Raw genomic sequence first — 23744 nt, 5'->3', positions numbered from 1 at the left:
CTGATTGTGGAACAGGGAGACAATGACAGTGGCACGTAAATCCATCGGCGAACGGCTGGCGCAGCTGGAAGCCCAGCGAAAGACATTGCAGATCCGTCTCGGCAAACAGGAACGCGCCATCGATACGCGCCGCAAGGTGCTGATCGGTGCACTGGTGCTGCATCGGCTGGAGAATGATCGCGATGTGCAGATCGGCGCAGGACTGGCAGCCTGGCTCAGATCGGAACTGCCAAAGTTCCTGACCCGCGATGGCGATCGGGATCTGTTCGACGATCTGCTGAAGCCACAGCTACACGAACCGTCGCGCGGCAATATCGGCAATGTCGGCAACGGGAGTGCAGTGTGATGATCCATGCCATCAAGATCAAGATTGCCTTGGCAAACATGATGCGCGTGGCGGCCCGCGATCCGCTCTGGGCGATCGTCGCTCTGATCACGTTTCCGCTGCGATATGCCAAGTCGTTCGTCATGGGTGCATTTGGCTATTTGCTTGTCGTGTTCACCGTCTACTTCGGGATCGACTACCTCAGACGCGTGATGCTCGGCGGCCACAGGGGTGACGTCATCTGGCATATCGGCGATTGGGTGGTCATTCTTTTTGCCGTCGCGCTGCTCATACGATTGTTGTCGGTTCCCTTGATCACGCATTGCGGATCGGCGATGGACGATACGCATGGGTCTGCGCGCTTTGCCGGCCGAAGAGAGATTGCGCCGCTCACCAAGGCGGGCGGTGGCCTGCCGGCCAGCGGCCGATCGTTGCGACGAAGTTGCGCTATTATGCCGATCCGGAATTCGTCGGAATGTTTGGCAAGCAGGACAGATAAGGCAGGAGAGATGAACCAGGCGGTTCACATCACCCCGATGAACCGATCGGCGCGCGTCTTGGACGCATTCGCAGTCGCGGCAGCGGAAGATCCGTCATGACAGCGTGCTTGTGATTCCAGCCTTATTGATTGGCGCAACTGCTGAGTACCGGAGTCATCACCTTCACGTGCTCATCGATCCGCTCGAGCACTTTTTCCGGGACGACGGCCCGTTCCGGAAGGCTCCACCAATGCCTGTTGACGCGTTCAACGACATCGATGACCGCCTTGAGCACAGCCGGCTCCGGCAGCCTCGCGCGGTTGGCGAAGATCTTCCATCGCTGCGCGACGAGCGCCTTGAAGGAGCGCTCGCCGCCGAGCGACAGCGCCATCGCGTCGGCGGGAATATAGGGCACGGTCGACAGGACATCGTAGATCGGCGCGAGCTCCGACTTGTCGCCATTGCCACGATAGATCAGCGACCAGTTTTTGAGGTGCATGTCGCCATTGCCGGTTATTGCCGTCAGGGCCAGACGGCGTACGAACTCGAGGGCGGCCGTCGGCGAGATGGCGACACCGAGGGCGGAGGCTATATCGTGGTATGCCGCGGCCTCGTATTTGCGCGAGGGATAAATGCCGAAGACCTGGGCGAAATCCTCGATATGGATTCGTTCGGCGCCGGCGCCCCGATCGAAGCGTTTGACCAGGAGGACCTTTCCGTCCGACAGCGTGTCGAACTCCTCGGGGATCCCTTCGAAATCGGACTTCTCGACAAGCTCGCGTTCTGGCACTTCCATGCCGATCGCTGCAGCCAATGCAAGGTTGGCGTACTCGTTTTCAGAGACACCAGGAAACGATGTCGAAGGAAACTTTGCGATGTAATGGCCCTGCTCGTCACCCATCGGCAAGGTTAGGCCACCACCCCTGCCAGTGTTCTTCATCACCGAGAGTTTCATCTGCACACCCGCGAGTGAAAACCGGGCTTTCGGCTTGCCCCTCGACGCGTCCTCGATCACCGCCGTCGTGCCACCGCTCGGTACAACGCGGACAGCGCCCGGCAGGTCCTGACCGAGTGCGGCCAGTAGATCAAAATCGTTGCCCGCGCGCACATGACCTGCGTGGTGCTTTTCCATCGCCTCGCGCAATTTGTCTTCAGGAAGAAGATTGGCGAAGAACGCCGGCAAGGCGCCGGCAATTGGCTTGGGATCCTTGCGCAACCCTCCCGTCGCCGCCCGGAATGACAGGCTAAGGACTGGGAACCCACCCGTCGCGCGATAAGCTTCATCGAAGCTGAACGCATTGAAATCTCCAGGCGTCCTGACGAGTGTCCCGACCTTCAGATCGTTCAGCAGCACCTCAAGCGAAGGAATGGCGTTGGGAGCCTGAAACATCTTAGCCATGATCGTTATCGTCGGGGCGGGAGATGAAAGCCGGGAGATCATCGTCGTCATGTGGGCGCAGCAAGGCCTCGACCGCGGGAACCATTGCTTGGGGGATCATCATCATTTCCAGGCCGAGCGCGCGGGCGACATTCAGCAAAGTCGTCGCGCGAGCCGCGGCGACCCCCGTCTCGATGTCGCGATAACGAGGGCGCGAAATGCCAGCCAAATCGGCGACCTGTTCCTGGGTCATTGCCGAGGCCTGTCGTGCCTTCTTCAATAACCGCCCGATTTCGAGCAAAGCCGCCGAATCTGGGGTCATGATGATACCTGCGCGTTTCATTCGACATTGCACTGATACGTATAGATATCTTCTTGTCCCCGTTGTCAATGAAATAGATCTGTTTACGGATCATATTAGAGCAAACGATATGTTTAGAGATCATCGCCAGGCCTGCCTTAACCTCAACGGATAGGGCCGCCTCCAATTTGCCTGGCCAAGAGACCGTGGTGTTCAACACGCGGCGGCACTGTGTCGGAAATTGCCGAGCAGCGTGTCGCCCGCCCGCTGCTGACGCCCGCCGATCGTTGCGATGAAGTCGCGCTATTATTCGGACCCGGAATTCGCCGGATTGTTCGCCAGGCGGGAGAGATGAGCCAAGCGGTTCGCATCACCCGGATGAATCGATCGGGCCTGACCGATTCACAAATGTCGTTGGACGACGCCGCCTGGTGTTTGCGATTCTGCCGGCATGACAGTTCAGCCCTATCGTCTCTACATCGAACGCATCGATCCATCGAAGAACATGGCCCGCTTTTATGCGCTGTCGATCGAGCCGAACCTCTTCGGCGAGACCTCGCTGGTGCGCAGCTGGGGACGCATCGGCAGCCGCGGGCAGCAGAAGATCCATGTCTTCGATAGCGAGGCAAAAGCCGTCGATCTCCTGCTCAGCCTTTTGCGCAAGAAGCGGTCGCGAGGCTACCTTCCGTTGCAGTGATCGGCATCCGCGTCTCTCATGCCTGAGCGAAGGAAGAGACAGTTGAGTGAAGGAAGAGACGGCTCACGCCGCCTCCTCCTCGTCGAGTTCCGGCTGCAGGGAATGCAGATAGTCGACGGCGCGCTGCGCATGTGCTGCCGCCGAGAAGATGGCGCGCTTGTCGTGGTCGAGAACCTTCAGCCAGCCATCGAGATAGCTGGCGTGGTCGGGGCGCGGTTCGAGCTCTGGGACGATGCCGAGATCGGCGCAGAGAAACGCGCTGCCGAGTTCGGCAATCAGCTCTTCGCGGGCGCGTTCGCTCCTGTCTTTTGCGTAGCGGCTGAGATCGCGATCAAGCCGTCGCGGGGCGGCGGTCCAGTGGGTCATCTCGTGGCTGAGGACGGCGACATAGGAAGCATCGTCCCGGAAGGCATCCGGGCATGGCATCTGGATGTAATCACGCTGAGCGGCATAATAGGCAGCCGACCCACCGTGGCGGATCAGTGCGCCGGTATTGGCAAAGAAGCGGCCGGCATTGCCGATGCGGCTCATCGGATCCTGGAGAGGTGCGACGTCGTCAAAGCGGCCGTTAAGACCGGCGATCTGATCGATGTTGAACACCGTGTAGGCTTTGAGGAATGGAATATCCTGTTCGATCTCGCTGCCCGTCTCGGTCGTCTCGGTGCGGATGAACGAACTGGCAAAGACCACGGTTGTACCGGTTTCGCCCTTGCGCACCGCGCCGCCGAGTTCGATTGCCTGGCGAAACGTCATCCAGCGTGATGAGGCAAAGCCGCGGGCGAAGGCTTGCGACCAGAGCAGCAAGACATTGATCCCGGTGTAGGGTTGGCCGTTGTGGCGCAGTGGCCGGCTGACCTCACTTGCCGCATGTCCCGTCGTCCAGGGTTTGGTCCATGGCCGCACGCCCCGTTCGAGATCGGCGATGATCGTGTTGGTGATGCGGCTGTAGATATCGGATCGTTGATTGGATTGTTGCCTGCTCATGTTGGAACCTCCGTTTCGAGGTCGCGGCGATCGCGACCTGCTACGGCGGTCCAAAAGCCGGGCTGCAAGCGGCGCCTGCACCCGCAGGGCCGAAACGCAGTGGAGGACGGCAAAGCCGTTGCCGGCGGCGCGAGCCTGGCAGGACCCAAAGCCGGGGCAGGACGCGATGGTCGAAGTCTAGGTGGGAGGTTTTGACGCAGGCGGACGTAGCAAATCCGCGAGACGGCGTCACATCGCTCGCGTCGCGGCTGCACGCGACGGCGATGGCTTGCTCGGCCGGCCCGACGATCGCCATTGCCCCGGCGAGCGACTGACGCGCAAGACAGGCCAAACGGAGCTTCAAGCGTAGCCCATGTCCCTACGCCGCGCGCACCCTGTCCCGTCCGCTCAACTTGGCAGCGTAGAGCGCTTGATCGGCGCGTCGATAAAGCTCTGAAGCGCTGTCTGACGAGGCGCAAGCGGCGATACCGGCGGAGCAGGTGTAGCTGAAGTCGGGTGATTCAGGCAGAGGCCGGGAGAAGCGGATCACCGTCAGCATGCACTCGACCATGGCAATGGCGTCTTCCGGCCCGGTTGCCGGCATCACGAGAAGGAACTCTTCTCCGCCGATCCGTCCAAAACAATCGTTGCGGCGAACATTCTGATGAATGCGATGAGCAAAATCGCGCAGGACGACATCTCCGGCATGGTGACCAAGCCTATCGTTGATGTGCTTGAAATTGTCGATGTCGAATACGGCAAGGCATCCGTTGTTTCCGTGCCGGGCGGCTGTCAGCATGTCGTCGACGCGTGCCATCACAAAGCGGCGGTTGGCGACACCCGTGAGTTCGTCGGTGTAAGAAGCCTTGATCGCCTGGTCCCGATCCTGCCGGACAGTCCTGCCATGTACTCGTAAACTGGTGATGTCGCTGGCAATGCACAACATCCAACCGTTCTTCTGGACCGCCTCGGTCATCCAAAACCACCGGCCATCGCACAGGTCCGTCTCGAAAGCTCGATAGCCGATCTTGCCGCGGCGTGACTGCGTCGAGCGCAGCCACTCGTCGAAATTGCTCGTCCGAATGACAGTGCCTCGCGCGGGCTCGAAATTGCGCCGCATGAGATCAGGCCAGAGTGGAGTTTCATCGGGCTCGATGAAATAGACAGAACGAAAGGCGCTGTTGGCGTACCGCAGCCGGTCATGACCATCGTAGACGGCAATGAGCGTCTCTGTGCGTCCAGAAAGGTGCAGAAGCTGCTCGAAAATTTCGTCCATACCGAACACTGCCTGGTTGCCTTGGCATGACATGGCGCGGAAACCCTATGAGAAAAGAGCCGCCCCGCAAGTAAAGGCGCCTCCAGTGATTACGGAAACGTCAACGACATGTCCGTTTTCAATCGTGATTGGACATCGGCCGCGACCTGAGCGACGCTGTTTTCGGGAGGCGGACCATCTATTTTTCCGGAGATAGGAGGCCGAAATGGAACAGTACGCACTCGATCAGTTGAAAACCATCGCAACGGTCAGCCCGACCTGCAAGCGCCTCGAAATAACGCGGCGCGAACGGCTTGAACGGTGGGCCGAAAGTCTCGAACGCAGCCCCAGACCGTTTCTCAAGACACTTCACGAAACCGAATATCAGCCGATTTCAGATCGGCTTGCCCTGCGCGATGACGGCACGCCCATCTCCGTCGCGTTCGCTGATCCCATTCTGCGGGCGGCGGGAATGGAAAATGACAGCTATGGAGAAGCCAAACGGTTCTTCGAACTCAGCGACGAGCAATTGCATGATCTCGTGTGCTTCTGCCATTTCGGTGAACGCGTCAGCGCGGCAGTCGTCGCTCGCCGTTTGCGGAAGATGTCAGGTTCCAAACCAAGTGGGTTTTTCGCTCAACTGCGCGCGTTCTTTGGCTAAGCACGGTTAAGGCGGCTGCTGTTGCTTGCCTCGGAAGAAAGGGCCGCCGGGTCATCGGCTGGTCCTCGTTTCGACGCGTGCCGACGTCGTCAGCTCAAACCGACCACACTCGCACCCGTGGGCTGACGACGTGTCGCCAACATCGCTCGCGCGGCATCCGATCCAAGGATGCCGCGGCGATGGTGAAGCGCGACAGCAGCTTATCCGTGGAACGGGGAACAATGTCGCCGCGACAGCGGTGAGCATGAAAACGGCAATCCGATGCGTTCTCCAAAATCGCGTCGCCGAACCCTCCAGCGATGTCACCTTGCTCCGGCCTCGGCAATGCCCGTTTCCGCGACGGGATCGGCCGCTGTTTTCCATACAGGTCAATGGCTCGCTTCGGCAAAGTTTCAGTTGACCGTTTTCGATGGGGAGGTGACATTCTCCTGTAGCGAGGCAGGAGGAAGAAACGATGGACGAGGCAGACCGTTGGCGCCATATGGCAAGCGCACCGAAAGACGGTAGTCGGATCCTGGTCACGATCCGGCCATCCGAGCAGGGGCCGGCGGAGGTCGATCTCGCGTACTGGTCGAATGGCGATCAGTTCGCGGGAGAAGGCTGGCGGGCATCCGACTCCTCGCCGGGGCAGATCATCGAATATGCCGAGCCGGAACTGAAATGTTGGATGCCAATGCCTTCGGCCAGCCTTGGTCGCACGTCGATACCCCCACCCTGGGAGGGCGACGATGACCGGAACCTCGACGGGTCGGGGATCTGAAAAAATCGCGCTCAAGGACAATGTGACAAGCGGGTGTGGATTTGCCCTTCACGGGCTTCCTCGGATAACGAGCCCGTTCTCACGTTGTCGCGCCGCGAGTTGAAGCGGGATGGGCGATGTCTCGCATTGCGTAAATATCGGCCACGCTCGGAGAATTCCTGATCTTTCCCGGGAAGGCAAACCCGCGTTAAGCCGGCATGAGGGTTTCGCGTGCGAATTAGGAAGTGGGCGCCTCGCGACGCGTTTTTGAAGAACAGAGAAGGCAACTCCTTATTGGCGAACACGAAGTTCAGACACACGGGCTGGATGATCGTCATCATCCTATTCGCGATCGGGGCATTCCCACTGGAATCGACGGCGGCCACGGTGCGGGTCATAGACGGGGACACCATCCTTGTTGACCAAATCACGGTTCGGCTCGACGGAATCGACGCACCCGAGGCCGGACAGAAATGCGCTTCTCTCTCCGGACGGGATTGGCCCTGCGGCAAGGTCGCCATCGCGGCGATGGAGGAACTGGTGGCATCGGGAGACGTCGTCTGCGATGATCGCGGAGTGGACATCTATCAACGACAGCTGGGTGTATGTCGTGTCGGAAAGCGTGAGATCAATGCCGAAATGGTCGCGTCGGGCAACGCCTGGGCATTCCGAAAATACTCCACCGACTACGTCACACTCGAGGAAAAGGCCCACAGCGAACACCTGGGGATTTGGCAGGCTTCCACGATCCCCGCGTGGGAATATCGCGCCGACAGATGGAACGTGGCCGAGCAACAAGCGCCTAAGGGCTGCCCGATCAAAGGCAACATCTCCGAAAACGGCCATATCTACCATGCGCCTTGGTCTCCTTGGTACGACCGCACCAAGGTCGATACCAAGAAAGGCGAGCGCTGGTTTTGTGATGAAGCCCAGGCGCTGAAAGCCGGATGGCGGGCGCCGCAATGGGGCCATTGATCACGGAGACAGGGACTGAGCCCGTCTCCGGATCCTGATTTCGATGCGTCGCCGGGCCTCGACATTTCCTGCCTGCCCTACGGTGACGGTATCGCCCGGAAGTATCAATTGCGCCGCCGACATGGGAAGCACCGTTGCTTGCCCCAGTTTTGGATTCGCCTTGAGGATATTCGCGACGGCGATCGCCCGGGCCAGTCCCAGACCGGCGTTGTCGGCCGGCTCAAGGGCAGTGATTGGCAATTTACTGTCCAGGACATCGATGAAGGTTTTGTCGAGATTGGAATTTGTCCGGGCCAGCGGCTGCTCGTCGGTATGGCCAATGACCTCGATGACGTCGACCTGATAGCGAGACAGGTTATCCGCGATCTGGTCGGAGATGGACGTGCCCAGTTTCTGCTGAAATTCGTTTGTCAGCTCGGCGCTGCCTGACCTGAAATAATAGCCGCCCGCTTCGCTGAGATTGATGATGGGCGGCCACTCGTGTGGGCTTTTCGCCGCCGCGTTGGCGGTGACAAGCCTTTTGATCTCCGCGGGAGCGGCGTCGACATCTATGCCGTTGTCGTTCAGGACTTTCCGCAACGCGGCCAGTTTTTCGAGCTCCGACATCTCGACCCCGCTTTTCTGCAAGCGATCAACGGCCTGGCGGGCCGAAATCAGTTCGCGCCATTCCTTCTCGAACTTCTCCCGATCGACGGGTGAGAGGTTGCCGGCTCCAAGCCTGGCCTGAAGTTCGACCACCCGGGCGGTCGCGTCGAAATTGTCCTTCTTGAGCTCCGCCAGCTTTTGCTCGGTGACCCGCAGCACCCGTTCGGCCTCATATCGCTTTTTCCTTTCGGCAGTCACGAGCGCGGCGGCCACCAGCAGGAGACAAAAGACGAGCAGCAGCATGGATTCGGCCATGGTCAGGCCCAGAATGAGGCCGCGATTGTAGCCCTTATGCTCGAGCTTCGGGGTCTCGGCTATGTGCGCTGCCAATTGAACCACCTCTTACGCTCGATCGCTGATGCAGGTCGCGGCTTATCATCGACTTCAACCGGTTTGGCTGGCGAGGCTTCAAGACTGGCCAATTCGATCGTGGTTTCCTCAGAGACCGAACCAGCCCCCGTCGGAACGGCCGGCTCAGGACGGTCAGCGTACGTGCTCGGGCTCGGGCCTGCTTCAGGCGGCAACGGTGTCGGGGGCTTCTCAAGAGCGTTGGCGATACGGTCGAGCTTTTCTTCAAGGGTCTGCAGCGGCTGCAGCGCTTCCTTGGTCTGCTCGATATAGAAACGCCCTCGCTCGGTATCCGCCTCCATGCGCTTCAAATGGGCCTCGGTCATCTCCCTGATGGACTCGATGACCGGCGTGAGTTCGATCTTGATGACATCTTCCGGGGCACGTATCTCCCCAAGCCGTGTCCCGACGCTTTCCACCGCGCCGCCGAACTTATCGATGATCGTCGAAAGCTGGCCGGTGGTTTCGGTCAGTTTCGCCGCCGCGTTGTTGTTGCTGTCATTGATGGTCTTATTGTGGGATTCGATAATGGCCGAAAGCTGCTGCGCCGCCTCCTGAATGGGCTTGATCGCCTCTTTCGACAGGGATTCGATCGCCTTGCGAATATCTTCGCCGTTCTTCTCGGCCTGGCGGGCGATCTCGTCGAACCCCTCCGACAGCATCTGGTTGCTGACCCTGCGGTAGTTCGAAAACTCCCGGGCCGAGGAATCGAGCTCGGTTCTGACGCGCCTGGTCATCTCGGCAAGCTCGTGCCTGGCACTGCGCTCGATGTCCAACGGATCGCGACGCATCTGGTTGAACAGGATCCGGAGCGTCACCCCGGCAATCGTCGACGTCACCGCGATACCGAAGTTTCGCACGATCGTGTCGATGGAGGTCTCACCGGCAAATAGATAGAGCGACACCCCGAGGCTCGAGAGCGTGAACAGAAAGCCCATGTAGTAGAGATTGTCGCCGGCCTGCTCGTTATGCAGCCGGAAGCCCGCCAATAGCAGGGAAGCTAGAAAGTAGGTTGCCATCAGCAGCAACGGGACGACGGTGACGACCGCCGTCGACCATCCCCATAGCTTGGCCGTCCAGATGAACACCATGCCGCCGATGGTTGTGAGCGCAAACAGCACCAGCGGCCCGTAGTCGCGGATCGCGGATCTTGTCACCTCTCTCGAGGCCATCAGCGTTTTCCTTCCAGACGGATGAAACCGTCGAAGTAGCCGTTATTCTTTGTGATCCACTCTTTCCAGAATTCGGCCAGTTCCTCGGCGGAGAATTTCAGGTTTGGACGCTGAAACGCGAGGATCTTCACCGACACCCCGTCGAGAGATGTCCTGAACTTATCACGCGCCTCGCTTTTCTGAAATTTAGAATAGGCGACACCGTCGCGGTAGTTCGAAAACGCCGGCGTGTGTTCGATCATGTCGGAGGCGACGAACAGGGCCCTGGGCGTTCCGGCGGGGAGGCTCGAGAACACCTCGAGGTTGATCCGCTGGATTCCGGCCATGATCGGCGAGGCATCGCCCGCCTTGCCGGACGCCAGCCTGCCAGCTATTTCCTCGAGGGGCTTTTGAAAGCCCTTTTCCCAACGGTCCTGGATCAGTCGTGGATTGCTGGTCCATTCATCGGCGAGGTCGCCGCTGCCCGGATTGCAGCCGTGGAACGTACGCTCCGGCTCGCCTTCCTTCTCGGTCAGCGAATAGATATCGATGGCACCGCCGACTGGAACTCTGGTCACGATTTGCTGAAACTGGTTCTTGAGATCAAGCGCCGTCGTGTCGGAAATGGGATCGGTGACGTCAAGCAGGATGGCGGTTTCGGACGTCGCGCCGGTGACCGGGCAAAGGGAGGCCTTGTCGACCGCCACGGTGCTGCTTGCCCTGTATTTGAGCCACCCGAACGCGCCGATAATGGCGACAGACACCAAGCCAAGGGCGATGGCGCCGACAATCAGTCCGACGGAATTGCCACCCCGCCTACGGCTACGCCTGCTGGATCGCGCCAAGGCCGGCCTCCGGGAATATGTTGTCCAGCTTGTGATAATTTTCGACAGCGGCTTCGAACTCGGCACCGATCCTGCGAATCTGCTCCGACAGTTCCGCCTGAGCCGCCTGAATTCGACCGCTCAAGACCGCGTCATCCCATTCCTCGCTGGTGCGCAGCACCGGTGCCAGGCGCTCGAGCTTGTAGGGATGGGAAAAATACCCGGGCTCGGGTTCCGTCCGTCCCGCGCGGTTCGCGTCGCGATAGATCGTCAGCAGCGCGTTGGCGGCGCGCTCGAGATTGCTCTGATGCTCCGCAAACAGTCCCACGGTCCGCGTCCGGTGAGCGATGATGGCCGCGCATTCCTGGCGCCGCCCGCTGAGATCGCGCACGATCTCCTCGATCTTGGCGTTGTGATCGTCTCTTATGTCACGGAGGTTGTCGATGAGCTCGAGCTTCCGGTCGATGTAGTTCGCACGCGCGCTGTCCAACCGCTTCCTCACGCCGGCAAAACCCGGATAGGGATCCGTGAGGTAGCAGCCGTCGATGAAGGCCAGGATCGAAAAAAGCAGTCCGACGGCGAAGAGCATCCAGGAATTCAGTTCGGCAAGCTCCAGCGGCGCGTTTCCGAGCCGCGATATGACTTCCGCGCCGGCTCCGGAAAGAACGGTCGATGACACCTCGCGATAATGCGCCAGGGCTAAATTGATGCCCAGGGCGATGCAGATATAGGCGACCAGCCCACAGAACCCGAGCAGCTTGAAAAACAGGGATCGATGGACGAGGAAGCGAACGCAATAAACCGAGAACAGCAGAGCCGATCCGATGTTGAGGACGGCGAACGCGATCGCCTCCGTCACGCCGCCGACGATCCCCTGCTCGCTTCCCTTGGCGAGAAAGCTTCCATTCATGATCATCTCGAAGAGCACGAGGAAAACGATCAGGGCGATCTTGAACGCCTGCGCGGCGGCGGTCGAAACCTTCGCGGCGCGGTCGAGATTGTGTTTCGCCTTGAAGGATGACATCTCGTCCTCGGCGGCCTTCAGGTCGCGGCGCAGCCCGTGCAGTTCGTCGACGCCACTTGCCACCTCGGCCTTGAAGTCGGATACGCTCGACGCGTTGGCTTGCCGGATCAGTCCGAACTGCCCCTCGAAGTCGAGATTGCGCAGGCGACCCTCGAAGGTCTGAAATTTATCCTCGAGGACCTGATAGGAGGCGGCCTTCTCCTCCTCGATCCGAGAGACTATCCGCTGCTCGACCTCGTCCGGCGACGCGGCGCTTGGCGCGGGCCGATTAAGCTTGCCGTTCTCGGCACCCTTTGCCCGCAGATCGAGCGTGGAACTGGTCTTGTCAATATCGAGCGAAGGGAAGATGTCGGTCGAGGCACGAAAGTCGTGGCTGGATTCCCGAACGCCCTCCCAGAGCCTGTTCAATGCTTCAAAGCGCACGCGAAACCTTTAGTGGTTTGTTTACCAAATGATGCTGCTGAACTGGATATCGCAGCGGTTGTACGTGGTCCAGCGTCCGTTTCCTTCGCCGATACTAATCGAGCCATACGGTTAATCGAGATCTTTTCCAAACATACACGAAATGCTCGCGCCCACGGCAGATCGCGGCCAGTCTGCGGTCCTTTTCAAAGCCGCGCCGGTGATGGTTGATCGTTGTTGGTCCGAAAACACTTGTCCGGCGACCGAGCGAAATGGCTCGCGATCGGCCACGTGGCGCCAAAAATCCGTAACAGCATCGTGGCGGGCGGTCGCTGCCGCAGGCCCAAGCTTAACGCGCGGCCGTGCCGGCCACGGCAAGGCGCCCCTCCAAACAATGAGCATACCAGGCGAAGGCGCGTCCGCGCCGGCGCCAGTTCGCGCACGGCTTGACCGGTTAAAAGGGTAGCCGCAAGAGGGTTAGCGGAGCGCCGCTCGCAACGAGGACCGACTGCCCCCGGCAAGCCGTTCCGCTTGGGGCGCACCCGTGGAGCGACCTCTCAGCGCCCCCAGCAGGGTGACGACAATTCACATGCTCGGCCAGGCATTCAAGAGCTCGTCCAAACTCGTGCGCTGGCGACCAACAGGCGCAACGCAACAGGCCGGCCGCGCATTTCTCAAAACCAAAGCCGGCCACCTTGTCAGAAACCTGAATTGGCCGTTCCACTTGATCCTCCACGAGCCCACAAAGAGGCCGCAGATACACCATCTGGCGACCTCTTTTTCGCTTACCGATGATCAGCCTAGGCGACGACGGCGCCGGCTTTCAAACTGGTGAGAAGCTTGATGAGGGCCTGCGCACCCGCGGTGGAAGATGCCGGGTTCTGCCCAGTGATCAACATGCCGTCGGTGATAGCGAAGCTCTCCCAGTTCGCCTTCTTCTCATAGAGACCGCCGAGACGTTTGAGCTCGTCCTCAACAAGGAAAGGAACGACCTTCGTCAGTTGCACTTCCTCCTCCTCGCCATTGGTAAAGCCTGTCACCCGCTTTCCCTTGACGATCGGAGCGCCTCTATAGGTGACGCGGTGAAGCACGGCCGGCGCGTGGCAGACTGCCGCCACCGGCTTGCTGGAGTTGTAAAAGGACTCGATTAGCTTGATGGACTCCTGGTTGTCCACGAGATCCCACATGGGACCGTGCCCACCGGGATAAAAGACGGCGTCGAAATCTTCGGAACGGGCTTCGCTCAGCTTCTTGGTGCTCGCAAAAACCTTCTGCGCGGCCTCGTCGGCCTTGAACCGCGTCATGGCGGGCGTCTGATTTTCCGGCAGATCGCTCTTCGGATCGATCGGAGGTTGACCGCCTTTGGGGGACACGAGTGTCAAGTCGACGCCTGCATCGCGGAAGACGTAATACGGTGCGGCGCCCTCCTCCAGCCAAAAACCAGTCTTGCGCCCTGTACTTCCGAGGGTGTCGTGCGAGGTGAATACCATGAGGATCTTCATGCTTAGGCTCCTTCCACTTTTCTGAATTTGCAGCCGATCGGCTGCACGACTGGAAGCATGTCTTGGATCAGCCGGATTTGCATGTGCACGTTAGTATCGCCGATACCTTGGTATTGGTGGGCCTACCAGACCGAGACGTGTGTGCCTATCAGAGCTCGCCCGTCAGGAACTGCGCGCTGCCCATGCCGAACGACCAGTCCTCGTCCGAGTTGATATGCAGAGAGACCATCACGTCAGATGGCGCCACGTCGCAGCGAGCCTGGAGCGCACGCGTGAGGCTTGAATAGAAGGCCACCTTGGCATCTCGAGACCTCGGGCGGCTGGTTATTTCGAGCAGTAGGAACTTCTCGGTCCGGGTGATGTCGAGCCCAGTGTCAAGCGCGCGAATATTCGACGCCTCGTGCTCTTGAAGGATCTGGTATCTGTCTCTCCGCGGAACTCCGAAAGTCTCCACGACGACGTCGTGAATGGTATCAAGCAGCACGTCGACCTCCTGTGGCGAACGACCTTTCAGGATATGGATTTTGACGAGAGGCATTGGTGTCTCCAAAATTGCCGAAAACAGTGTCGCTGAGAACTGTCCTCCTGCTAGGGGGCCAAGGCTATTGCACGATGGTATTTCCGACGCCTCGACGGCACGGAGAAGCGATGGCGGATCCTTGCCGCAGCACCAGGCACGCCGGCTGGCTGGGATGAACCCACTTCGCTCACGGCATGCTCCGCATCCTGTTTGCCGAGCTGAGAGCTTCGGCTCCTTGCGTTCAGTTAGATCCGGCCGGCAGCGAAAAACGCACACGCCGCCGGTGATCACCGGCGGCGTGCATATTCATCCTCTGGAATACCGTGAGGTCAGGCTTTGCCTTCAGCCTTCTTCTTCCGGTATTGGACGGTTGGAAGGCCGCCCCAGCCCCAGTTGTCCAAGTCGACTTCCTCGATCACCACGTAAGTCGACTCCAGCGGCTTGTTGAGGACGTCGAGCATGACCTGGCTGACGCCAGCGATGATTGCGGCTTTCTCCTCGGGAGTTACCGACGCGCGATCTGGGGTCGTGCCCTCACGGGTTACTTGCACGGTGACTATGGGCATTTGCTATTCTCCTTGTTCGATGACTTCGTCGATCTGCTAGGCGGCCATTGCAGCGAGGTGCTTCTCAAGTTCGTCGACATGCGCATACCCAGCGCCCACCTTGCTGAGAGTTCCAGCCTTGTTCAAGAACAAGGTCGGGAAGCTTGAAACACCCATTCCTCGCACCGTCGCGAAGTCCGTTGCGGCTTCTTCGATCGTGCTACGCTTATTCCATTCTGCCAGGAATTCCTCCGAGCTGACGGGATGACCGAGTTCAGCGAGCGCGCGAGAACCGGTCTCAGCCAATGTGGCTCCGTCCGTCGTGTCGAGCGCGTCGACGTAGAAGGCATGCTGCAATGCCCGGAAGACGCTCAGAAGATCGGCTTCCGGCCTAAGAATGCGGGCGGCCACCACCGCACGGCACACGGGTTCGGTGTCGTAGACGAAGCCCTGTCTGGCAAGAAGGCCCTCTCGGTTGAACGGTACGCCGCTGGCTTCCTCGACCTTGCCCCAGTGGTGCAGTCTGAACTGTTTGCCCGCGTCATCGAGAACGTCGGTCGCGCCCGCGCGCAATCCACCGAGGAGGATCTTCAGGGATAGGTCCGGACGCCGCTCAAGCAGCAGCCCCATCTGTTTGCCGAATCCATAGCACCACGAGCACATCGGATCGGCGGCTAGTACAAGTTCCATTGTCTTTCCTTTCACTCGCATGCAGAACGCGCGGCGTATCCACGCCACGCGCCCGCGTGATATTCGAGACCTACCAGCGGCCGGCGTTCTGGCCACCGTCGACATGGAGGATCTCTCCAGTGACGAAGCTTGCGTCTTCGAGGTAGATCACAGCGTCGACAATGTCGCTGATCTCGCCCATGTGGCCGACGGGATGCAGCGCGGAGAGGAATTCGTGGGTCTCCGGAGCATGCATCGGGGTCTTGATGATGCCAGGAGACACGGCATTCACCCGGACGCCCGTCTTGGCGAACTCGATCGCCAGTTCCTTCGTGACGGCGTTAAGACCGCCCTTCGTGAGCGAAGCAAGGGCCGTGGGGACGCTCGACACCGGCTGGTTTACGAGGCTGGTCGTGATGCTGACAATGTGGCCGGAGCCCTGCTTGAGCATCTCCCTCGCAGCCCGCTGCGTAATGTGGAAGAAGCCCGAAACGTTCACGCCGAAGTTCAGATCATAATCTTCCTGAGTGAAGTCGACGAACGGCTTGGCAGTGAAGACGCCGGCATTGTTCACCAACGTGTCGATCCGACCGAAACGGTCAATCGCCTCGCGGATGACGCGCTCTGCGGTCTCGGAGTTGGAGATGTCGCCCGCCACGGCATGTACGCCATCGTCGGACCCTTGTTTGATTGAACGAGAGGTAGCGACGACGTGGTAGTTCCGCGCGCGGTAGGCGCGGACCAGACCTTCACCAATGCCCTGCGATGCACCGGTGATGACGGCGACCTTCTGCTGATTGCTCATGATATACATCCTTTCAATTGCATCGGTCCTTGTCGGGCCGCCCGTCGCCCTCGGCGTCGGTGCTATTGATTTAGATGCTGTCGACCATCGGGAGAATTGCCAGGCAGCGGCAGTCACTGAACCGTTTTTCGGCATAATTGTTAGCGCGCTCGTCGGCGGCCGTGGACCAGCTCGCTATCCCCACACCGCCTTAGTTAGCTCCTTCGTAAATGCGGTATCTCCCTTGCGCCCCGGCAGGCGGGTCGTGATTTCCTGAACAGTCCACTCGTTTCCATCCGGGTCATGAAAAATGAAATACGATGCGTAGCTTTTCCGCTCCGGATTCAGGCCAGCCGTGATGCCCACGCCGTTGGAATGATGAAAAATTCCGCCGACGTCATGAAATGGCTCGCTCGTTTCGACGCCTCGAGATAGGAGATCGCTACGTGCTGCCGGCAGATCCGAAACGACCAGGTGCAATCCCCGCGATGAACCAGAGGGGGCCGTAATTATATTCTGCCCGAACATCACGGAGCATCCAGATCCAGGCGGAGTGAACTGCACGATGCGGTAGTCGTCGCCTTGAAAATCAATATCGAAACGCCATCCGAGAGCTGCATAAAAAAGTTTGCTTCGGTCGACGTCGGAGACGGCGATCACCGCAAGCTCGAGTGTCATCGCAACTCCCGAGAGGGACTGCGGGGCTTCCTTGCTGGATGGTCTCAGTTCGCTATCCATATCAGTGCTCCTTTGAGATGGTCGCCGACGGATCCTAAAGGTGGCGACACGCGTCCCAAGCTTATGAACTCGCACCACGCCTGCCATTGCACTTAGGTATCGACGGCTTGGAAGCGGCCAGGACGCCGTGGGTTGGATGTACGACACCATCGTACCGTAGCCCCGTCGAGCCGAGGGATTCATCATAAGCCTCCCTGCGTAGCGCCAAAGGGCTGCGACGAGACCCAACGCGGCACCGCAAGAACAGGCGAGACAAATGTCAAACACGAAAATAATAGCCGAACCGTCCGAGCCTCCACTCAGCACTGCAGGAGAACTGCACGAACGAGGCAGACACCTCGGCCTCGCGATCGAGGCTCTTCGCACCAAGGTCAGAAACAGGGAAGCCACAGGCTGGTTTGCTTACCAGCACGAAATGGCACGTGACCCAGAGCAACGTCCCTCGTAAAGCTGTCCGAGCATTCGACCGTCGCTTGAGGCAGCGAACGTCCAATACCAAAGTGCACTTATGCGGGCTGCGTGGACGAGTTAGCTTTACTCATCGCCCCACCCCTCCAGGGCGAGAAGCTCTCAGGAGCACAGCGCTCCAGCACTCCTCCCCTCTGTTGGAGCGCGCGGATCCTCCAAGGCTCCGCCAAGGCCGTCTCCACCCGCCCGGAGACGGCCTTTTTTTGAAGTCGAACTTCCCAAGCAGGCGTCGCGTGCGCTCACGCGGATCTGGCAACCAATATCTATCAGACAAATGCCACCAGCGATGAAGGAACTGTCATGAAGAACAAACGTCCGGATGGAATCGAACGTTACGACCACCCGGCTGGCGGCTGGGACGCGCTTAAGGCCGTCGTGAAGACGCTGGCCCACCAGCAGATCGTCGCGCAAGGCAGCAAAACTCTACTCAAGGCCAACCAGCCGGAGGGATTCGACTGCCCAGGCTGCGCATGGCCCGACCCCAAGCACACGTCGTCGTTCGAATTCTGCGAAAACGGCGCCAAGGCGATTACGTGGGAATCCACCGCGAAGCGAACCGACGCCGAGTTCTTCAGGCAGCATAGCCGGTCCGAGCTTTGGACGTGGACGGATCATGAGCTCGAAGACGCCGGCCGCCTGACTCTGCCGTTGTGGTACGACCAAGGCACCGATCACTTCGAACAGATCGCGTGGGATGCGGCATTTGCGCTGATCGCAGCCGAGTTGAACAAGCTCGACGATCCGGACCAGGCCGAGTTCTACACCTCCGGCCGTGCCTCGAACGAAGCAGCGTTCCTCTATCAGCTATTCGTCCGCGCCTATGGCACCAACAATTTTCCCGACTGTTCAAACATGTGTCACGAAGCCACCAGCGTGGGGCTTCCGAAATCCATCGGCGTCGGCAAGGGAACCGTCACGCTCGAAGACTTCGATCATGCGGACGCGATCTTCAGCTTTGGGCACAATCCGGGCACGAACCATCCGCGCATGATGACGACATTGCATGAGGCGGCGCGCCGAGGCGTTCCAATCATCGTCTTCAACCCCTTGAAGGAGCGCGCGCTTGAGCGGTTCGCCGCGCCTCAAGATCCGGTAGAGATGGTCACCATGTCCTCAACGCCGATCGCTTCGGCCTACCACCAAGTCCGTGTCGGCGGGGATTTGGCCGTTTTGAAAGGTATGATGAAGGCGGTGCTCGAACGCGACGCGGCAAGTCTCGCTGCAGGCGGCATTGGCATACTTGATCGGCCCTTCATCGAAGAACATACCTCTGGCTTCGACATCCTACGTGCCGATATCGATGCGACCAGTTGGCAAGAGATAGTCGCGATCAGTGGCCTAACCCGGCAGGCCATCGAGAGCGCTGCCGACGTCTACGCGAACGCGAGGAACGTAATTGTCTGTTATGGCATGGGCATCACACAGCACGCCAAGGGCACGTACAACGTCCAGCACATCGCGAACCTCCTGATGCTGCGAGGAAACATTGGTCGAGAGGGTGCGGGAATCGCGCCCATCCGAGGCCACTCCAATGTTCAAGGAGATCGGACGGTAGGAATAACCGAAATTCCCAACAAGGCGCTACTCGATGGCATGGAACGCGCCTTTGGTTTTCGCCCGCCGAGCGACAAAGGTCACAACGCGATCGAGGCCGTTGAGGCCGCCATCGATGGCCGAGCGAAGGCCCTGATCTGTCTTGGCGGCAACCTCGCGGTCGCGATGTCCGATTCCGGGGCCACATTCTCGGGAATGCGGAACCTCGATCTGGCCGTCCATATCGCAACGAAGCTCAACCGTTCCCATCTGCTGACCGCGAAGACCACTCTCGTTCTGCCGTGTCTAGGACGGACGGACCTCGATATCCAGGCATCCGGCCGCCAGGCGGTCACTGTCGAGGATTCGATGTCCATGGTTCACGCTTCGCGAGGGTTTCTTCACCCACCTGGCGAACTTGTCCGATCCGAGCCGGCAATCATCGGAGGGATTGCAAGAGCTACGCTTGGTGACCGATATGGCATAGACTGGGAGGGCATGGTAGCGGACTACGACCACATCCGCGACAAGATCGAGGAGGTGTTTCCCGACTTCTACGAATTCAATACTCGCGTGCGCAAACCGGGCGGCTTTAGACTTGACGTCGCTGCTTCATTTCGCCGGTGGAACACGCCTGAGCGAAAGGCGAAGTTCCTCCCGTCTCCCGGTCTCTCCGAGGATACGCCCGCCGAGAGCGAAGGCGCCTTGATGCTGACGACTATTCGAAGTCACGATCAATATAACACCACCATCTACGGATTGGACGATCGTTATCGCGGCGTATTCGGTCGGCGCGACGTGGTTTTTATGAATGCGGAAGATCTCGCGGGTCGAGGCCTTAAGGACGGCGATCGCATCGAGGTCCGAGGGCTCATTGGCGAGGTTGATGACAACCATCTCGTTAGCGGTTTCACGGCGGTAGCCTACGACATTCCGAAGGGTTCCATCGCGGGCTACTATCCAGAGATGAACGTCGTCATCTCGCTCCGACACTTCGATCGCCAGTCCGGTACGCCGTCCTACAAGGGAGTGCCAGTCAGGGTGAAACTCGCAGATTGACAAACACCGAGACGGCTAGAGGCGTCAGTTTGTAGGCTGCCTCAAGACCCGCGAACCACGCTGATCGCGAGTAGGTGCCTGAGCCTCTCTTGCTCGGTCACTCCGTTCTGGTACCACCAAAGAAGGCCCCTCGCCGCATCCTCGGCTTCGGGGCTTTGTCTATCGTACTGTCGGTTCTCGCAATGCTCCTTGAGCAGACCACGCATCATGGACACGTGCTCCGAGCTTAGCACTGCCCCGCACATGCTGTAATGCAGCTTCATCATATCGGCGCCCTTGATACTATAGGTTATACAGGATTCGACGGATTGCAGCCGGCCCACACTGGTGAGCACGTAGAGAGCGATTTTTCCCCGCCTAAACGGGATTCACCGGACTGGGCAGGTACCCAGACGCGGATCGGAGCCGCTGGCCGCTGTATCGACACCAGGGCGCCAACCAGAGCTGCCATTGCGAATAAGATTGCGACGCCTGGGAAGATACTGCCCGACGGCTTGCGGTTCCTGTGAGACATAGTGTTCTCCTGACACCCGCCGACAAACGGCCTGGCTAGGAGCCCACTATGGCAACCAGCAGAGAGGGAAGCTGTTGCACATAGGTATTGCCAATACTTTCGTATTCCCAGGCTTCGTCAGCGAGCGGGCAACAACGTGGCCGTGCAGTTTCGAAGCCGCGTCGAAGCATCAGTCAAAGATCTACGAAGCTCATTGCTTCGCGCCGAGCAACCTCTTCGCCTGCAAAAGTCGAGGGGTAGACAGTCCTTCGCGGAACCGCTCGTAGACGGGACGAAGGATTTCTTGTGCCGCTCGAAGATCACCGCGGCTGGCCAGATATTCCGCGTAGCTCATGCCCGCTGTAAGTTCCCAATACAAACCGCCTTGAGCGGATGCTCTTAGGCCAGCCTCCCGAAAGAGGTCTACGGCTAAGCTCTCGTTCGCACCTTGTGCTGCGATGATCTCGCCTTTCTTTCGTAGAAGTTCGGGCATTATCCAGCGGTAGCTTTTTTCCACTGAAAATTTCTGTGCTCTGTCGATCTCCAAGAGCGCCTCGTCCAGACGTCCGGCCGCCTGCAACGCGGCTGCGAGTTCACACATGAAAAACGGATAGAACAGTAGATACGAGGATTCTTGCATGTCTCGAATGCCGGCTTGAAGAGCGTCGATCCCCTCCGCGGGCGAGCCTGAACGCGACGCCAGGCTGCCTCGGACGCATATGCCAACTGCGTAGAACGGTTTCAGACCATGCTGTAGTGCATGTGCAGTGAGTTCTTCGCCCCAGTGGCGTGCTCGCGCTTCGTTGTCCAGACTGAGTGACACGAAGGCGGACGCCCAGGCCAACGCGACGCAAAATACGAATGGTTGCTTGGTTGCACGGGCTTCATCGACTGAGTCTTCGGATGCTTGAGAAGCCACCTCCAATCGGCCCAACGAGATCAAGTTGACGGTGTCATGAGCCATTGAGGACGTCCGAATGTCCGCCCCGAGCCTGAGCATATCCGTACGACGATTGTTGGGCGGCGAATTCCTCGCCGCCCAATCAAGTCGGTCATGAGCTTCCACGTGGTGAGCCTGATAGGTCTGCGGGATGCCCGACAGCCAAGCTGCCGTGGCGCGTGACCTCGCATCGCCTCCGCCAGCGCCTTTCCCGTATTCTTGCGCGTAAACAAGCGCATCATCCAACTCCACCGATCGAGCGCTAAAAAGCCAGAGGGCGCAAGTAACGCGTTGCCGGTAGTCCTGGTCATCCAACGTTTCAGCGAGTGTTAGGGCGCGTGCGAGCACCGCTCTACCTTGCTCGCTCATACCCTGCGTATAAATCATCGCGAAGCCCAGGGCGCACTGTAGGACCAGTTCCGTACGTCCCCCCTCCTCTCCTTCGAGGCAGGAGAGCGCCTTTTTAGCCCATTCGCCTGACTCGGACACGAGCGAGGTCGCGGTCCAGAAATCGGAGGCAATTGCGGCGAGGCCTGCTCCGAGCTTTCCATCGCCCTCTGGAGAAAGCGCCCAGGTCAAAGCGGCTCGGAGATTATCGATCTCTCGGCGATACGGCCCCAGACCATCGATTGCCGACTGCAGCGAGTCTTCACTCGAAAATGGCTGAAATAACGAATGGAAGAAGGCCGTGGTCCGCCTCATCGTCATTCGATAGTCGGTGCCCCCTCCAAGCTTTTCCAGCGAATAGACCCGCACCGTCTCCAGAAGACGCCACCGCGGGGCTGCCTCCGTTCCGTCGAAGGTCACCAACGATTTCGTGACGAGGTTCGAGAGCCCGAGTGCGGTCTCTTCCTCGTCCTCCCCGCTGGCGGCCATCGCGGCCTCCAAGGTAAACCCTGCGGGATATACGGAGAGACTGTGCAGAAGGCGACGCTCTCCTTCGGGCAATAGTTCATAGCTCCAATCGAGCGCGGCCCGAAGCGTGCGGTGTCGAGGCAAGGCAGTACGGCGTCCGCCGGTCAGAAGAACGAAACGGTCATCCAATCGGCCGGCGATCTGTTGAAGCCCCAACGTGGCAGCACGGGCGGCGGCGAACTCTATGGCCAGGGGAATTCCATCCAGATGCCGGCAAATACCCGCGATAATCGAGACCCTGTCCCTGCTCGTCGTAAAGTCGGACTGCAACGCCCTCGTTCGGGCGACAAACAACTGAACCGCACTGTGCGTTAACGGATCACCAACCTTTTCGTTCGCGGGCACATCAAGCGGGGGAACACGATATGTAAACTCCCCCTCGATCCTGAGAAGTTCCCGACTCGTTGCGAGAACCGAAACGTTCGGGCAGGCGCGCAGCATCGCCTCGACCATCTCGGCAGCTGCATCGACAACATGTTCGCAATTGTCGATTAGAAGCAACATTTTCCGGTTACCAATTGCCCGCGCAACGAGCTCGGCAGAGACGTCGTCGCCTTGAAGGCGCAGATCGAGAGCCTGTGCAAGTGTAGTGGGAACAAGATTTGGATCCGAGAGGGAAACCAGCTCCACAAAAAATGCATCCCCATCGATCGTCGGCTGCAGGCGGCGGGCGACTTCGGACGCGAGCACGGTTTTCCCTATCCCACCGGGTCCCGTCAGGGTTACAATTCGATAGGCCGACATGAGCGTCACGATATGAGAAATTGCAGCCTGACGGCCGATCAGCTCGGACGCTGCCGAGGGGATGTTAGTAACAAAATCCTCTCGTTCGCTCGACCGCACGAGCGTGGCGGACGTCGGATCGGCAAACCGCTTTTCGGGTTCCGTCCACTCGCCGAGTAGTCGATATCCGCGACCGGACACGGTACGCAGCAAGTCTCGGTCCTTTCCAAGCGCGCGCCTTATTGCAGAGATATGAACCTGGAGGGTGTTGTCCTCGACGACCATTCCAGGCCAGACGCGCTTCATCAGCTCGTCTTTCGTGACGATCCTACCCGAAGAAACTGCAAGTGTTTCGAGGATTTCGAACGCGCGACTGCCGAGCGGTACCGGAGCGCCCATCGCACGCAGCTCTCGCTTTTCGAGATCAAGCTCCCATCCGGAGTGCTCGAAGAGGCCTATCTCAATCTGTCCCAAAGCGACCCGAATCTATCTGGTTCAACCGCATCGATAAAATCACAGAGGGGCAGATTGCGCCAAGGGCACTTCAACAACTGGTAAGGGAATACTTCAGCTTTTTTCAGGATCTCTCACACCACTTAAGTCGCGAACGCATGCGTGCCGGTTTAAAAATCGCGGAGCACCTTCATTACGAGCAGCGTGAAGCATTCATAACAATCTCCCAGCCGCA

General features: G+C 59.3%; 21 protein-coding genes and 1 pseudogene. 7 read left to right on the top strand and 15 right to left on the bottom strand.

The window, feature by feature from the left end; all coding sequences use genetic code 11:
* Positions 1-22 precede the first annotated feature (22 nt).
* Positions 23-346 carry a mobilization protein gene (locus tag ACM5SV_RS04090; protein WP_221962648.1) on the top strand — a complete coding sequence of 108 codons (324 nt, stop codon included), beginning with the start codon at positions 23-25 and terminating at the stop codon, positions 344-346.
* Positions 346-762, top strand: a pseudogene (locus tag ACM5SV_RS04085) (hypothetical protein); the annotation flags it as partial. The gene ACM5SV_RS04090 and the pseudogene ACM5SV_RS04085, both read left to right, overlap by 1 nt.
* Positions 763-946: 184 nt before the next feature.
* Here ACM5SV_RS04085 and ACM5SV_RS04080 read toward each other — a convergent pair.
* On the bottom strand, positions 947-2203 hold the full coding sequence (locus ACM5SV_RS04080) for a type II toxin-antitoxin system HipA family toxin (RefSeq protein WP_419425067.1): 1257 nt from the start codon (positions 2201-2203) through the stop codon (positions 947-949).
* On the bottom strand, positions 2196-2504 hold the full coding sequence (locus ACM5SV_RS04075) for a helix-turn-helix domain-containing protein (protein ID WP_003554084.1): 309 nt from the start codon (positions 2502-2504) through the stop codon (positions 2196-2198). Before ACM5SV_RS04075 ends, ACM5SV_RS04080 begins: the two co-directional genes overlap by 8 nt.
* A 430-nt stretch (positions 2505-2934) precedes the next feature.
* Between ACM5SV_RS04075 and ACM5SV_RS04070 the strand changes: the two genes are divergently transcribed.
* Positions 2935-3180: a WGR domain-containing protein gene (locus ACM5SV_RS04070; RefSeq protein WP_130680774.1), complete on the top strand. Its 246-nt coding sequence runs from the start codon at positions 2935-2937 to the stop codon at positions 3178-3180.
* A 63-nt stretch (positions 3181-3243) separates the two neighbouring features.
* Here the strand turns inward: ACM5SV_RS04070 and ACM5SV_RS04065 are convergent, their stop codons facing one another.
* Together ACM5SV_RS04065 and ACM5SV_RS04060 are read right to left on the bottom strand one after the other, a co-directional pair.
* On the bottom strand, positions 3244-4164 hold the full coding sequence (locus ACM5SV_RS04065) for an ArdC family protein (protein ID WP_222058204.1): 921 nt from the start codon (positions 4162-4164) through the stop codon (positions 3244-3246).
* 358 nt (positions 4165-4522) lie between these two features.
* Positions 4523-5419: a GGDEF domain-containing protein gene (locus ACM5SV_RS04060; RefSeq protein ID WP_222058202.1), complete on the bottom strand. Its 897-nt coding sequence runs from the start codon at positions 5417-5419 to the stop codon at positions 4523-4525.
* A gap of 205 nt (positions 5420-5624) precedes the next feature.
* Here ACM5SV_RS04060 and ACM5SV_RS04055 point away from each other — a divergent pair, with 205 nt between their 5' ends.
* The 3 genes from ACM5SV_RS04055 to ACM5SV_RS04045 all read left to right on the top strand — a co-directional run bounded on the left by ACM5SV_RS04055 (position 5625) and on the right by ACM5SV_RS04045 (position 7773).
* The gene (locus tag ACM5SV_RS04055; protein ID WP_012763335.1) at positions 5625-6059 is read left to right on the top strand and encodes a hypothetical protein; all 435 of its coding nucleotides are present in this window, start codon (positions 5625-5627) and stop codon (positions 6057-6059) included.
* Positions 6060-6513: 454 nt separating this feature from the next.
* Positions 6514-6819 carry a hypothetical protein gene (locus ACM5SV_RS04050; RefSeq protein ID WP_003554094.1) on the top strand — a complete coding sequence of 102 codons (306 nt, stop codon included), beginning with the start codon at positions 6514-6516 and terminating at the stop codon, positions 6817-6819.
* Positions 6820-7029: 210 nt separating this feature from the next.
* Positions 7030-7773, top strand: a complete 744-nt coding sequence (locus tag ACM5SV_RS04045) for a thermonuclease family protein (protein ID WP_128407889.1) — start codon at positions 7030-7032, stop codon at positions 7771-7773.
* Here ACM5SV_RS04045 and ACM5SV_RS04040 read toward each other — a convergent pair whose 3' ends face one another.
* The 10 genes from ACM5SV_RS04040 to ACM5SV_RS03995 form a co-directional block, all read right to left on the bottom strand.
* On the bottom strand, positions 7774-8748 hold the full coding sequence (locus tag ACM5SV_RS04040) for an OmpA family protein (protein ID WP_222070232.1): 975 nt from the start codon (positions 8746-8748) through the stop codon (positions 7774-7776).
* Positions 8733-9938 (bottom strand): hypothetical protein, encoded by a 1206-nt coding sequence (locus ACM5SV_RS04035; RefSeq protein ID WP_419425066.1) that lies wholly within the window; start codon positions 9936-9938, stop codon positions 8733-8735. Before ACM5SV_RS04035 ends, ACM5SV_RS04040 begins: the two co-directional genes overlap by 16 nt.
* Positions 9938-10762, bottom strand: a complete 825-nt coding sequence (locus ACM5SV_RS04030; protein WP_128449762.1) for a hypothetical protein — start codon at positions 10760-10762, stop codon at positions 9938-9940. The genes ACM5SV_RS04035 and ACM5SV_RS04030 overlap by 1 nt, the downstream gene beginning before the upstream one ends.
* Positions 10740-12188, bottom strand: coding sequence for a hypothetical protein (locus tag ACM5SV_RS04025; RefSeq protein WP_419425065.1), 1449 nt, complete (start codon positions 12186-12188; stop codon positions 10740-10742). Before ACM5SV_RS04025 ends, ACM5SV_RS04030 begins: the two co-directional genes overlap by 23 nt.
* Before the next feature lie 779 nt (positions 12189-12967).
* Positions 12968-13669, bottom strand: coding sequence for a type 1 glutamine amidotransferase domain-containing protein (locus tag ACM5SV_RS04020; protein WP_128438608.1), 702 nt, complete (start codon positions 13667-13669; stop codon positions 12968-12970).
* Positions 13670-13817: 148 nt separating this feature from the next.
* Positions 13818-14207 carry a tautomerase family protein gene (locus tag ACM5SV_RS04015; protein ID WP_012763341.1) on the bottom strand — a complete coding sequence of 130 codons (390 nt, stop codon included), beginning with the start codon at positions 14205-14207 and terminating at the stop codon, positions 13818-13820.
* Between the two features lie 311 nt (positions 14208-14518).
* The gene (locus ACM5SV_RS04010) at positions 14519-14755 is read right to left on the bottom strand and encodes a tautomerase family protein (protein ID WP_012763342.1); all 237 of its coding nucleotides are present in this window, start codon (positions 14753-14755) and stop codon (positions 14519-14521) included.
* Positions 14756-14791: 36 nt separating this feature from the next.
* Positions 14792-15424 carry a DsbA family protein gene (locus ACM5SV_RS04005; protein ID WP_222058194.1) on the bottom strand — a complete coding sequence of 211 codons (633 nt, stop codon included), beginning with the start codon at positions 15422-15424 and terminating at the stop codon, positions 14792-14794.
* Positions 15425-15494: 70 nt separating this feature from the next.
* Positions 15495-16208: an SDR family NAD(P)-dependent oxidoreductase gene (locus ACM5SV_RS04000; RefSeq protein WP_012763344.1), complete on the bottom strand. Its 714-nt coding sequence runs from the start codon at positions 16206-16208 to the stop codon at positions 15495-15497.
* 174 nt (positions 16209-16382) lie between these two features.
* Entirely contained in the window at positions 16383-16925 is a 543-nt protein-coding gene (locus tag ACM5SV_RS03995) for a VOC family protein (protein WP_017996534.1), read from the bottom strand.
* A gap of 768 nt (positions 16926-17693) precedes the next feature.
* Between ACM5SV_RS03995 and ACM5SV_RS03990 the strand changes: the two genes are divergently transcribed.
* Entirely contained in the window at positions 17694-19985 is a 2292-nt protein-coding gene (locus ACM5SV_RS03990; RefSeq protein WP_222058192.1) for an FdhF/YdeP family oxidoreductase, read from the top strand.
* 704 nt (positions 19986-20689) lie between these two features.
* On the opposite strand, the gene ACM5SV_RS03985 is transcribed toward ACM5SV_RS03990, so the two are convergent.
* On the bottom strand, positions 20690-23530 hold the full coding sequence (locus ACM5SV_RS03985; protein ID WP_017996537.1) for an ATP-binding protein: 2841 nt from the start codon (positions 23528-23530) through the stop codon (positions 20690-20692).
* Positions 23531-23744 lie beyond the last annotated feature (214 nt).

Origin of the sequence: Rhizobium sp. CRRU65, assembly GCF_048551595.1 — a bacterium.
Taxonomy (GTDB): domain Bacteria; phylum Pseudomonadota; class Alphaproteobacteria; order Rhizobiales; family Rhizobiaceae; genus Rhizobium; species Rhizobium leguminosarum_J.
This window is presented reverse-complemented; position numbering and strand designations above follow the sequence as displayed.